The 13282-nt window shown below is 74.8% G+C and carries 14 protein-coding genes and 1 pseudogene; 5 read left to right on the top strand and 10 right to left on the bottom strand.

Annotated features, from left to right (window positions below):
* Positions 1-87: 87 nt before the first annotated feature.
* Complete coding sequence (locus tag ACWD4P_RS36070) at positions 88-681, bottom strand: pyridoxamine 5'-phosphate oxidase family protein (protein ID WP_359818312.1); 594 nt, start codon at positions 679-681, stop codon at positions 88-90.
* Positions 682-845: 164 nt separating this feature from the next.
* Complete coding sequence (locus ACWD4P_RS36075; RefSeq protein ID WP_359818309.1) at positions 846-1280, bottom strand: CBS domain-containing protein; 435 nt, start codon at positions 1278-1280, stop codon at positions 846-848.
* 343 nt (positions 1281-1623) lie between these two features.
* Here ACWD4P_RS36075 and ligD point away from each other — a divergent pair.
* Both ligD and ACWD4P_RS36085 read left to right on the top strand, forming a co-directional pair.
* Positions 1624-2493, top strand: a pseudogene (gene ligD / locus ACWD4P_RS36080) (non-homologous end-joining DNA ligase); the annotation flags it as partial.
* 102 nt (positions 2494-2595) lie between these two features.
* On the top strand, positions 2596-3450 hold the full coding sequence (locus ACWD4P_RS36085) for an ATP-dependent DNA ligase (RefSeq protein WP_359818326.1): 855 nt from the start codon (positions 2596-2598) through the stop codon (positions 3448-3450).
* A gap of 87 nt (positions 3451-3537) precedes the next feature.
* Here ACWD4P_RS36085 and ACWD4P_RS36090 read toward each other — a convergent pair whose 3' ends face one another.
* The 4 genes from ACWD4P_RS36090 to ACWD4P_RS36105 form a co-directional block, all read right to left on the bottom strand.
* The gene (locus tag ACWD4P_RS36090) at positions 3538-4122 is read right to left on the bottom strand and encodes a DJ-1/PfpI family protein (protein ID WP_449782542.1); all 585 of its coding nucleotides are present in this window, start codon (positions 4120-4122) and stop codon (positions 3538-3540) included.
* 11 nt (positions 4123-4133) lie between these two features.
* On the bottom strand, positions 4134-4433 hold the full coding sequence (locus ACWD4P_RS36095) for a PRC-barrel domain containing protein (RefSeq protein ID WP_359818304.1): 300 nt from the start codon (positions 4431-4433) through the stop codon (positions 4134-4136).
* A gap of 4 nt (positions 4434-4437) precedes the next feature.
* Positions 4438-4851 (bottom strand): hypothetical protein, encoded by a 414-nt coding sequence (locus ACWD4P_RS36100; protein ID WP_359818301.1) that lies wholly within the window; start codon positions 4849-4851, stop codon positions 4438-4440.
* A gap of 66 nt (positions 4852-4917) precedes the next feature.
* Complete coding sequence (locus tag ACWD4P_RS36105) at positions 4918-5394, bottom strand: HAD family hydrolase (RefSeq protein ID WP_359818298.1); 477 nt, start codon at positions 5392-5394, stop codon at positions 4918-4920.
* Between the two features lie 365 nt (positions 5395-5759).
* Here ACWD4P_RS36105 and ACWD4P_RS36110 point away from each other — a divergent pair, with 365 nt between their 5' ends.
* Positions 5760-6461 (top strand): DUF4328 domain-containing protein, encoded by a 702-nt coding sequence (locus ACWD4P_RS36110; RefSeq protein WP_359818297.1) that lies wholly within the window; start codon positions 5760-5762, stop codon positions 6459-6461.
* Between the two features lie 112 nt (positions 6462-6573).
* On the opposite strand, the gene ACWD4P_RS36115 is transcribed toward ACWD4P_RS36110, so the two are convergent.
* The 4 genes from ACWD4P_RS36115 to ACWD4P_RS36130 form a co-directional block, all read right to left on the bottom strand.
* Complete coding sequence (locus ACWD4P_RS36115; protein WP_359818294.1) at positions 6574-7182, bottom strand: GNAT family N-acetyltransferase; 609 nt, start codon at positions 7180-7182, stop codon at positions 6574-6576.
* 150 nt (positions 7183-7332) lie between these two features.
* Positions 7333-7989, bottom strand: a complete 657-nt coding sequence (locus ACWD4P_RS36120; protein WP_359818292.1) for a TNT domain-containing protein — start codon at positions 7987-7989, stop codon at positions 7333-7335.
* Between the two features lie 213 nt (positions 7990-8202).
* Positions 8203-9528: a geranylgeranyl reductase family protein gene (locus ACWD4P_RS36125; RefSeq protein ID WP_449782543.1), complete on the bottom strand. Its 1326-nt coding sequence runs from the start codon at positions 9526-9528 to the stop codon at positions 8203-8205.
* A 692-nt stretch (positions 9529-10220) separates the two neighbouring features.
* Entirely contained in the window at positions 10221-11321 is a 1101-nt protein-coding gene (locus ACWD4P_RS36130; RefSeq protein ID WP_359818286.1) for a calcium:proton antiporter, read from the bottom strand.
* 336 nt (positions 11322-11657) lie between these two features.
* On the opposite strand from ACWD4P_RS36130, the gene ACWD4P_RS36135 reads away from it, so the two are divergent.
* Together ACWD4P_RS36135 and nagB are read left to right on the top strand one after the other, a co-directional pair.
* Positions 11658-12065, top strand: a complete 408-nt coding sequence (locus ACWD4P_RS36135) for a hypothetical protein (RefSeq protein ID WP_449782544.1) — start codon at positions 11658-11660, stop codon at positions 12063-12065.
* A gap of 341 nt (positions 12066-12406) precedes the next feature.
* The gene (gene nagB / locus ACWD4P_RS36140) at positions 12407-13189 is read left to right on the top strand and encodes a glucosamine-6-phosphate deaminase (RefSeq protein ID WP_359818282.1); all 783 of its coding nucleotides are present in this window, start codon (positions 12407-12409) and stop codon (positions 13187-13189) included.
* Positions 13190-13282 lie beyond the last annotated feature (93 nt).

Genomic DNA, 13282 nt, shown 5'->3' on the forward strand with positions numbered 1-13282 from the left:
GGTGCGGCGGCCTCGTCGTGTCTCCCGGCAACCTCACCGCGTCACCCGGCAGCCCCGGTGCGTCACCCGCGGCCCCGGTCGCGGACCTCACCCGCGCGGACCCGGCCGTGGCGGGAGCGGCAGCGGGACGGCCGGCAGGCCGTCGATGCTGGTGCCGACCAGCGGCTTGCGTTCGCAGTAGGCGCCGAACTCCTCCTCGTCCTTGCGGTCGAAGTACCGGGCGTGCAGGTCGCGGTCGGCCCGGTAGTCCATGAAGGGCACCGCGTACCCGCAGGAGTCACTCACCCGCTCGGCCCGGACGAGCACGATCGCCCGCAGACCGGAGCCGTCGGCGGACGGCTCGAAGCGGCCGAGCAGTTCCGCGAAGCGCGGATCGTCCCGGAAGACCGGCTCACCGCGCCCGTGCACCCGCACCACGGTCGGCGGGCCCTCGAAGGCGCACCACATCAGCGTGATCCGGCCGTTCTCCCGCAGGTGGGCGACGGTCTCGGCCTGCGAGCCGCCGAAGTCCAGGTAGGCGAGGGTGAGTTCGTCGATCACCACGAGCGTCCCGGCGCGGCCCTTGGGCGAGAGGTTGACGTGCCCGTCGGCGGCCAGCGGGGCGGTGGCCACGAAGTAGACCGGCTGGCTCTCGATGAAGGCGCGCAGCCGGCCGTCGATGGATTCGTACTGCTTTCCCATGGGCGTCAGTCTGCCCCCCGCCCCGGCCCGCGGGAAAGGACGATCCACCCGCTGGGACGCACCGGTGCCCCGCCCGTACGGCTCGAACGGCCCGGCCGGTACGGAGGGGCCGGCCGGCCGGCGGAACGAGGGGGCGGGGCACGGGCACGCGGGGCGCCGGCCGGTCAGTGCTTCATGTAGACGCTGTCCATGAACTCGATGATCTGCTGGTCCGTCAGCCGCTGGCCGTCACGGTGGCCCATCGCCAGGTCGGCCTCGCTGATCATGCCCACCAGCCGGTCCCCGTCGATCACCGGGATGCGCCGGATCTGGTGCTGCTCCATCTTGCGCAGCACCGCCTCCATGCTGTCCTCGGCGCGCACGCAGTGCAGGTGGCCGCCGAGTTCCATGGCCGTCATGGTGGCCGGGTCCTTGCCCTCCGCGATACATCGCAGCACGATGTCGCGGTCGGTGATGATGCCCTTGAGCTTCTGGTCGTCGCCGCAGATCGGCAGCGCGCCCACGTTCTTGTCGCGCATCATCCGCGCGGCCTCGGCCAGCGTCTGGTGGGCGCCGATGCACTGGGCGCCGGTGTGCATGATGTCTCGGGCAGTGGTCACGGGGACTCCTTCGTCGGTGGTTCCCCCCGCTGGTCCCCCCACGTCCCCCCGGCGGTGTTCCCGGGCTCCCGCCGTCGGAGCGGGAGCGGTGTGACCGCGCCCTCACCATAAGCAGCCCCGCCCCCGCCCGCGACCCCGGCCCGGCCCGGAAGGCCGGGACCGCGGGTGCGGCCGCACAGTGGAGGGCGGAGGCCGCCCGGCCGGGGCAGACTTGGCTGCGGGGCCACCCCGCCGGAGGCCCCGGAGACCGGACACCCGGGAGACCGCCGGACACCCGGGAGACCGGCGGACTCCCCGGAAGCCTCGGACGCCTCGGACACTTCGGAGGCCGACCGTGCCGCAGATGACGGTGGACGGGCGCACCCTCGCCCTCTCCCACCTCGACAAGGTCTACTACCCGCGCACCGGCACCCCCAAGGGCGAGGTGCTGCGCTACTACGCCGCCGTGCACACCGCGCTGCTCCCGCACCTGCGCGACCGCCCGGTCTCCTTCCTGCGCTGCCCGGACGGCGTCGAGGCGGAGGTGTTCGTCGCCAAGAACCCGCCGCCCGGCATCCCGGACTGGGTGCGCACGGTCGAGGTGCCGAGCAACACCGGGGAGCTGCGCCAGGTGGTGCTGGAGGACGGCGCGGCACTGCTGGCGGTCGCCAACCTGGGCTGCCTGGAACTGCACGTCCCGCAGTGGCACGCGGCCGCCCCCGCCCTCGCCGACCGGCTGGTGCTGGACCTCGACCCCGGCGAGGGCGCCGACGTGCTCACCTGCCGCACGGTGGCGCTGCTGCTGCGCGAGCGGCTGGCCGCGGACGGCCTGGCCGCCTGGGTGAAGACCTCCGGATCCAAGGGCCTGCACCTGCTGGTCCCGATCGAGCCCACGCCGAGCGCCCGGGTCTCCGCCTATGCGAAGGCCCTGGCGGCCGCCCTGGAGGCCGAGCACCCGGAGCTGGTGGTGCACACCATGGCCAAGGCCCGCCGCCGGGGCCGGGTACTGGTCGACTGGTCGCAGAACAACGCCAAGAAGACCACCGCCGCGCCGTACACCCTGCGGGCCCGGCCGCGGCCGACCGTCTCCACCCCGCTGGCCTGGGCGGAGCTGGAACGGGCCGCCGACGAGCGGGACCTGGTCTTCACCCTCGCCGAGGTGCCCGACCGGCTGGCGGCGCACGGCGACCTGCTCGCCCCGCTGCTGGAGCGGGAGCGGGCCCGGCCGCTGCCCGGTGCGCCGTCGGCGGGCGGGCCGCGACCGCCGACCGAGCCGGGCCGGGCCCGCCGGGCTCCGGAACGCGCACGCCAGGTGCTGCACCCGCCCGTCGAGGTGATGCGCCCGGCCGCCGTGACCGCCGTCCCGCCCGCCGACGGCCTGGGCGGCGGGGGCGTGCAGTACGAGCTGAAGCTGGACGGCTTCCGCTGCGTCGCCTTCGCCCGGGGCGGGGAGCCCGCGTACCTCCAGTCCCGCAGCGGGCGCGACCTCGCCCCCGAGTTCCCGCCGATCGCCGCCGCCGTCGCCCGGCTGCCGGAGGGGCTGGTGCTGGACGCCGAGCTGGTCGCCTGGCGCGGCGGCCGGTTCGCCTTCGGCGAGCTGCTGCGCACCCGCCGGGCCCGGGCCGCCGCCCCCGAGGTGGCACTCGGGCTGATCGCCTTCGACCTGCTGGCGCTGCCCGGCCGGGACGTCCGCCGACTGCCGCTCACCGACCGTCGTCGGCTGCTGCTCGCCGCCCTGGCCGACGTCCCGCCGCCGATCCAGCCGGTCATGGCCACCACGGACCGGGCGGAGGCCCTGGAGTGGATGGAGCGGCTGGCCGACACCGGGGTGGAGGGCCTGGTCTGCAAGGCCGCCGCCGCTCCCTACCGAGCCGGCGGCGCGGGCCGGGTCTGGGTCAAGTACCGGCGCGGCGACACCCTCGACGCCACCGTCCGCGCCGTCACCGGCCCGGCCGCCCACCCCCACGCGCTGGTGCTCCGGCTCGACGACGGCCGGGTGTTCCTGACCACCCCGCGGCTCACCCCGGTCCAGTCCCGCGAGGTCGCCGAGATCGCCCGCCCGCTGCTCGGCCCGCCCGCCACCGACCCCGACCACGGCCAGGTCCACCCGCTGACGTCCCCGCTCCGCGCCGAACTCACCCTCACCGGCCGCCCGCCCGTCGCCACCTTCGTCCGCCTCCGGGGCGACTGACGGCCGGAACCGAACGCCGCCCCGGCCCGCCGTGCGCTCCCCCGCCGGCGCCCCGGCCCGGAGCCGGGCGCCGCGTCGGCCCCACGCTCACCTGCGCCGTTTCGCCGTCGCGTGGGCGAACTCGGTCACGAAGGCGTCGTCGAACAGCGGCAGGTCGCCGGGCTTCCGGCTGGTGACGAGGGGGCCGGGGCCGTCGTGGCAGACGTGGACCGGCTCGTCCACCCAGTGCGCGCCCGCGTTGACCAGGTCGGTGCGCAGGCTCGGCCAGGAGGTGAGGGTGCGGCCGCGGACGGCGTCGGCCTCGATGAGCGTCCAGGCCGCGTGGCAGATCGCCGCGACCGGGCGGCCGGCGGCGCAGCAGGCGTGCACGAAGGCGACCGCCGGGCGGTCCCCCCGCAGCCGGTCGGGGTTGGCAACGCCGCCGGGGAGGACCAGCCCGTCGTAGTCCGCCGGGTCGGCGTCGGCGACCACCACGTCCACGGCGAAGGTGTCGCCCGCGGCGCGGTGGCGGACGGCCTGGACGCGGCCCGGCTCGGTGGAGAGCAGCCGCGGGGTGCCGCCGGACTCGGCGACGGCCTGCCAGGGGTCGGTCAGTTCGACCTGCTCGGCCCCGTACGGCGCGACCAGGAAGGCGATCGTCCGGCCGGTGAGCGTGGTGGACGGCCAGGGCATGGCGGGCCGGCTCAGCGCGGGTGCGGGGCGGTCAGGTCGACGACGGCCGGCGGCGGGGCGGAACTCAGCCTGGCGCGCGGGCAGTCGAGGTGGACGGCGCGATCGAGGTGGTCGAGCCGGGCGACCAGCCCGGCCGGGACGAGCACCCGGGCACCCGGCACCCAGGGCTGGGCGTCGACCAACAGGTGGTCGCCGGCGTCCTGTTCGACCCGGCCGACCGGGCCGTCGGTGGCGTGCACCTCGTACCCGACCAGGCTGAGGTCGGCGGCGGGATGGGAGCCCGGGCGGTTCTCCCACAGGTCGGTGGTCATCGCCTCATGCCTCCGGACGGTCCCAGGGCCGCCGTTCGCGGCGCTCCCGGTGCTCCCGGGCCTCCGCCGGGTCCACCGCTTCGATACCGCCGCGGGCCGTGCGACGACGGCGCAGCAGCTCGGACGCGGCGACCGCGGCCGCCACCGTGGCCGCCCAGACGACGCCGAGCGCGACCAGCACCGCGGTGGCCGGGGTCCGTACACCCACGCCGAGGCAGATCGCCGTCATCACCAGGGCGGTCAGCACCACTCCCGCCGTGAGCCTGCGCCCGACACCGCGGAGCACGCCCCGGACGCGTCCGGGCGGCTTGGCACCCATGGTGCTCAGCTTCCGGTCGAGCCGTGTGTCCTGGCGCAGATCGGACTCGATCTCCTCGAGGAGCCGCCGCTCCCATCCGCTCAACGCGGGTCCGTCCATCTCGGTCACCTCCGACACTTCGGGTGACGTGCTCGCACCCGGGCGGTTGCCCGGTACGGGCTCGCGCTAACCGTTCCGGGCGCCGCCTGTCGCCGCGCCGACGGGCCCGAACGCCCGCGGGCGGGCGAGCAGGCTGTCGTCCAGGACGCCCAACAGGGCGGCGGCGTCGCGGTGGACCTCGGCCGCGCCCGCCGCCCGCAGCTGCGGGCCGGTGTCCCGGCCGGCCGCCAGGGCGACGCAGGGCACTCCGGACCGCCGCGCCGCCCGTACCTCGCGCACGCTCCCGGCCACGGCCACGGCGTGCGAGGGCCTGCCGTCGACCAGGTCCAGCGCGGCCCGCACCGGGTCGCCCCCGGGTTCGGCGACGACCAGCGCCGGAGCGCCGGCCGGCCCGGGGCCGGTCAGCACGACCGTCCATCCCCGGGCGGCGCACTCGCGCAGCAACTCGGCACCGCCGGGCAGCGCGGGCTGCCACCAGTCGGAACCGAAGAGAGCCGCCGAGACCACCGTCATGACCACCGCTTCCGTTCGCGGGCGAGGCACCGAACGCTCCCTTCCAGGTTAGGTCGCTCTCCCGCCGAGCGCCCAGCCCGCGGACGGCGGTGCGTGGGTGCGCGGGCCGGGGCGGGGCCCGGAGTCCGGGTGTGCCGGGGCCGGGGCGGTCGGTGCTCGACGGCGGCGCCGCAGCCCGGCTCGCACGCCGTCGATCCGGCGCGCGGCCCCGGCCCGGCGCCCGGCCGGGGTGGGGCCCGTGGACGCGGCTCGTGGACGCGGTTCGTGGACGCGGTTCGTGGGGCCGGCAAGGGTTACGGAGAAAATGTGCTGGTCGTACACATCTTCCTGGCCCTAGGGTGGCGCTCCGTCACATCGATCATGTCCATCCGACCCAGTTCAGGAGCCCGTCCCCGATGCCCTCCCCCGCCGTCTACCGCTCGCCGAGAACCAGCGCCGTCGCCGCCACCGTCCTACTCGCCGTGAGCGGCGCCGAGGCCCTGGCCTCGCTCGGCACCGCCTTCCGCCTGTACGGACAGGTCGGCGACATCGCCGAGGACACCGAGCTGGTCGACCAGTCCTCGTTGATGGACACGGCCCACCTCTACGACTCCATCAGCGTGCTCCAGCTGGTGACGCTGATCGCGACGGCGGCCGCCTTCGTCACCTGGTTCCACCGGGTCCGGGTGAACGCCGAGGCCTTCGACCCGCACGGGCACCGGTTCCGGCGCGGCTGGGCGATCGGCGGCTGGGTCACCCCCGTGGTCGCTCTCTGGTTCCCCCGGCAGATCGCGGGCGACATCTGGCAGGCCAGCACCCGGCCGGACGCCTCCGGGGTGCGCCTGCCGGCCCCGCAGATCCTGATCAACCTCTGGTGGGCCGCCTTCCTGCTGTCCAACGCGCTCGACCGCCTCGGCAGCAGGTTCCTGAACTCGGCGCGGTACCCGGACAGCTACCAGCAGGCCGTCGGCTGGCTGATCGCCGCCGCCGTGACGGAGGTGGCCGGCGCGGTCCTGGCCGTCCTGCTGGTCCGCAGGCTGACCGCCATGCAGGAGGAGCTGTTCGCCGAGGCCGCCGGCCGCGCGTTCGGCGCGCAGGGCACGGCCGTCCGGGGCTGACCCGCCCCGCGGGCCGGGGGCCGCGCCTGCCGGGCGGGCCCCGGGCCCCTCAGCCCGATCGGCCCGATTGATCAGCTCGGCCCGATCGATCAGCTCGGTCCGCTCGGTCTGCTCAGTCCGCGAACGGGTCGGAGGCCAGCCGGGCGTGCAGGTGCTCGTCCACGTAGACGCCCCCGACGTAGCTGTAGGAGCCGCGCAGGGTGCCCTCGTACGGGAAGCCGGCCCTCAGCGCGACCCGGCAGGAGTCCTCGTTGCCGACGGCGTGGTAGAGCTCGATCCTGCGGGCGTCCGCGTGCTCCACCGCCCAGCGGGTGACGGCGGTGGCGGCCCGGGTGGCCAGACCCCGGCCGCGGGCGGAGGCGAGCAGCCAGTAGCCGACCATCGCCACGCCGTCGTCGCGGTTGGTCCAGCCCAGGTAGGCGTTGCCGGACAGGCGGCCGGTGGCGGCGTCGATCACGGCGAAGGGGGCCGCCGTGCCGTCGGTCCACCCGGAGTCGCAGCGCTCCAGGTAGGCCTCGGCGGCGGCGGAGTCCACCGGACCGGAGGCCTTGAGCGGGGACCAGCGGGCGACCGCCGGATCCGCCGCGGCGGCCACCAGGGCGGGCACGATGCCGCCGGGCACGTCGAGGTCGGGTCCGAACGGGCGCAGCAGGGCGTCGCCGAGGTCGAGGACGGTGCGGTGGAAGACGCGCCGGTCGGTCGTGGGATCACTGATGGTCATCCCGTCTTCCTAGTCCCCCGGCCCCGGGGCCGCCAGCGATTTTCCGGCGCCCGGGCCGCCGCCGACATCAGGCGACCGGCGACCGGCGTGTGTCGGTCACGACGGGCCGCCGGAGACCGCCGGTCGCCGGTCGGTGCGCGCGGGGCGTGGTCAGACCCGGGCCAGGTAGCCGTTCTCGACCAGCCAGAGCACGTTCAGCTTCGCCGGGCCGCCGGGCAGCAGGGCGCCGTCGAGCTGGTACTGGAGGCCCCAGCCGGGCTGGTTGAACCAGGGCGCGATCGGCCCGGCGTGCACCGTGAAGGCCTTGACCACCTTGTAGTCGTGGTAGTTGCAGGCGGCCGGCGGGTTGCCGTCCAGGCTCTGCGGCGGGAGCGCGCGGCTGGCGTAGGGCAGGCCCTCGGGGGCGAGGTAGGCGCCGTACTCGCTGCCGTAGCGGTCGATGTTCTGGTTCGGGTGGAGCGTGAGCTCGAACTCGATCGGGCTGCCGTCGGGCAGGGTCACGTAGCCGTCGGCCGGCGGGTATATCCAACCGCCCTTGCCGCCGTTGCCGGCCGGGTCGTAGTACTGGGCCAGGAAGTCCTGCTCGCCGGCGCCGCCGGTGCGCTGGTAGCCGGCGAGCTGGCGGCCGACGGGGCCGGTGCTCGGGAGGTCGGCGGGGCCGAGACGGGCGTCGTCGTGCCGGAAGGCGGCGGAGCACTGGTCGGAGGGGGTCGCCGCGGGGGCCGCGACGGCGGTGGGGGCGCTCAGGGCGGTGAGGGCGGCGGCCGCGGCGAGCGGCGCGACGAGCAGGCGAAGGCGAAGGCGCACGGTGTCTCCGTCGAACGGTCAGCGGTCGAAAGAAGGAGCCACGGAGAGGGCGTTGCGCTCACCCTCCGTGGCTGGTCCGACACCAGAGAATCGGATCAGCTGATCATTCGTCAACATGATCCGAACTTCTGCCCGTTCGACTCCGCGGATTCGACCGAAGCCGGGACGCCGGGACCGCCCGTCCGCGAGGATGAGCGGTCCGGCGCCGCCGGGTCAGCGCCCCGGGGCCACCCGCCCGAGCAGGTGGAGCAGACGGTCGAGGGCGTCCTTGGAGTTCGGCTCGGTCAGGTTGACCATCAGCCGGAACGCCACCTTCAGCAGCGCCGGGTGCCCGAGGCCGGCGGCCCCGGCCGCACCGAGCAGCTTCCGGCGGCCCAGCAGGTCGGCGGCCAGACGGCCGAGCGCGAAGTACCCCGCGTAGGTGGAGCGCAGCGTCTGCGGGTAGGCCCGCAGGGCGAGTTCGCGGCCGCGGTCGGTACGGCGGGCGAGGGCCTGGACGATGGTCTCGGCGGCCATGCGGCCGGACTCCATCGCGTAGGCGATGCCCTCGCCGGTGCCCGGGCTGACCGTGCCGCCCGCGTCCCCGATCAGCAACAGGCCGTCGGCGTAGTGGGGTTGGCGGTTGAGGCCCATCGGCAGGGCGGCGCCGCGGATCGGCTCGGTGACCGCGTTGGGGCTGTAGCCGTACTCCGGGGGCAGTCCGTCGCACCAGCGGCGCAGCAGTTCCCGCCAGTCCACCTCGGTCCTGGCGGTGTCGAGGACCCCGAGGCCGACGTTGGCGGTGCCGTCGCCCATGCCGAACACCCAGGCGTAGCCCGGCAGCAGGCGCCGGGCCGGGTCGCCGGGGTCGCGCAGGTCTAGCCAGGCCTCCAGGTAGCGGTCCTCGTGCCGGGGGGTGGTGAAGTACGTCCGGTAGGCGACACCCATCGCGCGGTCGGTGCGGCGGTACCGCCGCATCGCGACCGACAGCCGGGTGGAGTTGCCGTCGGCGGCGACCACCACCGGGGCCCGGTGGACGACCGGCCTGCGCTCCTCGCCCAGCCTGGCGGTGACGCCGGTGATCCGGCCGGTCCGCTCGTCCAGCAACGGGCCCGTCACATTGGCGCGTTCGATCACCCTGGCGCCGGCCGAGGCGGCCTTGCGGGCGAGCAGTTCGTCGAAGTCCGCGCGGCGCCGGACCAGTCCGTACCCGGGGTAGGCGGAGAGCTCGGGCCAGTCGAACTCGATCGAACGGCGCCCGGCGATCAGCCGCAGGCCCCGGTTGTGCAGCCAGCCGGCCTCCTCGGAGACGTCGATGCCGAGGTCGGTCAACTGCTTGACGGCCCGCGGGGTGAGGCCGTCCCCGCAGACCTTCTCGCGCGGGAAGGCGGACTTCTCCAGCAGCAGGACGTCCAGTCCGGTCCTGGCGAGGTGGGCGGCGGCGGTGGAGCCGGCCGGTCCGGCGCCGACCACGATGACGTCGGCGCTCTCCCCGGCCTGGGCGGCCTCCTCGCCCCTGACGGTCTCCTCGGGCCGGACGGTCTGCTCTGGGCCGGGCATCGCACTCTCCCACGGGTCGCATCGGCTGTGCACGCAGCGGAATCATCGGACTGGTCGGTTCCGGACGGACGATAGAGAACACCGGTGCCCGCCCGCCGCCCCGACACGCAGGCCGCCGCCCCGGACCGGCCAATATCGGCCACCCCGGCCGTCCGGGTTCACCCTCGGGACCCAGGCCCGGAATTGACCGCGCGGCCGGGAGCGGCACCGGCCGGGCCCGACGGGGGTCGACGCACCCGCCGCAATCCCGGACGGCGGTACGGGCGGCGGCACGGGCGCCCCGCTCCGGGCCGGCACCGGCGCCGCGCGGGCTGCCGGGCGGCGCACCACGGGCCAGCCGCGGCGCCACCGAGCCCCTGGCCCCGCGACCACGACGGGGCCAGGGGCTCCCCCTCGTTCCACGCCGGGCGGTCCGCCGGAGGTTCACCGGCGGGGCTTCACCGCCGAGGGTTCACCGGCGGGGGTTCACCGGGAGAACGCGGCGGAATCGACGAGGACCCCGGCCACGGGGGCGGACCGGGGCCCTCATCCGTCTCCACGGCCGTCGCCTCCCCCGGGGTTCACCACCGGGGGACCATCCGGATTCCCCGCCGGGGCCACCGCCCCGGCCCGGCCCCGGGAACGACGGAAACCCCTGGCCGCACGGGGGAGCGGGCCAGGGGCTTCCATCGGGGACTACGGGCGGCGGCGCCTCACGGGTTCAACGCGAGCACCACGTACCCCGCCAGCACCGCCAGGTGCACCGCGCCCTGCAGCGGGGTGGCCCGGCGCGGGATGACCGTGAGGGTGAGCAGCACGATCGTCAGGGTGAGCAGCACCATGTGCGCCGGGTCGAGGCCGAGGACGAGCGGGCCGGAGAGCCAGCTGGAGGCGATCGCGACCGCCGGGATGGTCAGGCCGATGCTGGCGAGCGCCGAGCCGAGGGCGAGGTTGAGGCTGGTCTGCACCCGGTTGCGGATGGCGGAACGCAGCGCCGCGATGGTCTCCGGCAGCAGCACCATCATGGCGATCACCACGCCGACCACGGCGTGCGGGAGCCCGGCGTCGTCCACCGCCTTCTCGATGGTCGGCGACACGCCCTTGGCCAGGCCCACCACCGCCACCAGGGCGACGGCGAGCAGCAGCAGGCTGATTCCGGCGGCCCGCAGGGTGGGCGGGGAGGCGTGCTCCTCCTCGTCCAGCACCCGGCCCTCGGGGGTGACGGGCAGGAAGTAGTCCCGGTGCCGGACGGTCTGGGTGGCCACGAACAGCCCGTAGACCACCAGCGAGGCGATGGCGGCGAAGGTCAGCTGGGTGGTCGAGAACTGCGGGCCGGGCGAGCTGGTGGTGAAGGTCGGCAGGACGAGGCTGAGGGTCGCGAGGGTGGCGATGCAGGCGAGCGCGGCGCCGGTGCCCTCGGCGTTGAAGACGGCGGTCCGGTACTTGACCGCGGCGACCAGGATGGACAGTCCGAGGATTCCGTTGCAGGTGATCATCACGGCGGCGAAGACGGTGTCGCGGGCCAGGGTGGAGGACTTGTCCCCGCCGTCGGCCATCAGCGTCACGATCAGCGCAACCTCGATCACGGTCACCGCCACGGCGAGGACCAGTGATCCGAAGGGCTCCCCCGACCAGTGCGCGATGACCTCGGCGTGGTGCACGGCGGACAGGACGGCGCCCACCAGGAAGCAGGCGACCACCGCCACCACCCAGCCGGGCAGATCCTTGTGCCAGGTCAGGGCGAGGACGAGGAACGACACCACCGGTACGACGACGGTCCATTGCGTGGCAGTGGCTCGGAGCTTCGTGATCATGCCGCCGAGGATCCCAGACCGGAGGCCCGTCACCCGGGTGCCCGCGCCGGGATTCGTAGGGATGTGGCATAACTCATCCCATTTCGACAGTCACTCACCGTAGCCACGAGGGCACTGAAGCGCTTTGTCGACATGTTGCCGAAGCCGCTCCGGGACTCGAACCGATCATCCGTCGGGGCGGAAGTTGTCCGTGCGCTGAACGGACGCCGAATGGTTGCAGGATGTAGTTGAACCGTCACCATGAGTGTGACGCAACGCACACACCCGGCGTCCACGTTGTGTGCAAGACTCATCTCAAGGAGTGAGATTCCCTTACTTTCCAAGGAGGTTCGCATCATGCGCGCTCGGATTGCAGCTGTGGCGATGGCGGCGGTAGGGATCGCGGGTCTGACGGCGGCTCCGGCCATAGCCGCCACCGCGACGTCCGGGACGGACGCGGCGGTCTGCGCCACGGTGCTCAACCAGCCCTGCATCTCGCACCAGGCCGACGGCCGGGGCATCGTGGGCGTGGCCCAGGTCAGCGCCGACCCGGGCCAGTTGACGATGGTCCGGGTCGAGGTCCGGACCCAGGCCGCCTGGGGCAGCCCCTGGGAGGCGGTCGCCACCGCGACCACCGTCCGGTTCGGCTCCGCCACGGCGACCACCCCGCGGGTGACCGCGACCGCCCCCCGGATGATCTGCGCGACGGCCGGCCCGGCGCTGGACGTCACCAAGCAGGTCACCACCTGTACCAACCCGTTCTGACCGCACAGCCGCCGAGGCAGCGCCCCCGCCACCCCCACACCGTCCGTACGACCGGGCAGCCGTCCGGACGGTCCGGGGGCGGGGCGCGGAAGCGGCAGTCGGCACGGAGCGCCGGGGCCGGCCGCCGGGACATCCAGTCCCGACGGCCGGCCCCGGCCGTTCACCGATCGGGCCTGAGCGTTCACCGCACGGATCCGACCGGTCCCACCAGGCAGAAGAGGCGGGAGGCGGAAGATCACCCGGGACCGGACCCGGGTGGACCTGGGGCACCCCTTCACGGCAAACTGGTCTAGACCTCGGAGGTCTAGACCTCAGCCTCGCCTCAGAACGGTGGACCCAGTATGGAAATCGTGATCGTCCCTGACGCCCGTGCGGCCGGCGAACTCATCGCCGCGGCGATCACCGATCTGCTGACCGACAAGCCCGACGCCCTGCTCGGCGTGGCGACCGGCTCGACCCCGCTGCCGATCTACCAGGCCCTGAGCGAGCGGGTCCGCGACGGCCGGCTGAACGCCGCCGAGGCCCGGATCTGTCAGCTGGACGAGTACGTCGGCCTGCCCGCCGGCCACCCGGAGTCCTACCGCTCGGTGGTGCTGCGCGAGGTCGTGGAGCCGCTCGGCCTGACCGAGGACTCCTTCCTCGGCCCGGACGGCAACGCCTCCGACATCGCCGCCGCGGCCGTCGCCTACGACCGCGCGCTGGCCGAGGCCGGCGGCGTCGACCTCCAGCTGCTCGGCATCGGCACGGACGGCCACATCGGCTTCAACGAGCCCTGCTCCTCGCTGTCCTCCCGGACCCGGATCAAGACCCTGACCCGGCAGACCCGCGAGGACAACGCCCGCTTCTTCGACAGCATCGACCAGGTCCCGCACCACGTCATCACCCAGGGCATCGGCACCATCCTGGAGGCCCGCCACCTGGTCCTGCTGGCCACCGGCGAGGCCAAGGCCGAGGCCGTCGCGCTCGCCGTCGAGGGCCCGCTGTCCGCGGTCGTCCCCGCCTCCGCGCTCCAGCTGCACCCGCACGCCACCGTGGTGGTGGACGAGGCGGCCGCCTCGCGCCTCAAGCTCGCCGACTACTTCCGCGACACCTACGCGGCCAAGCCGGCCTGGCAGAAGCTCTGAGCGTTCCGACGCCGTGACGGCCGGGGCGCCGGCCACGTCCGGCGCTCCGTCGGGCTGTTCCGACGGCGCGGCGGGGGCGGACGGGTCGTCGAG

It is taken from the genome of Kitasatospora sp. NPDC002543, from assembly GCF_053594915.1.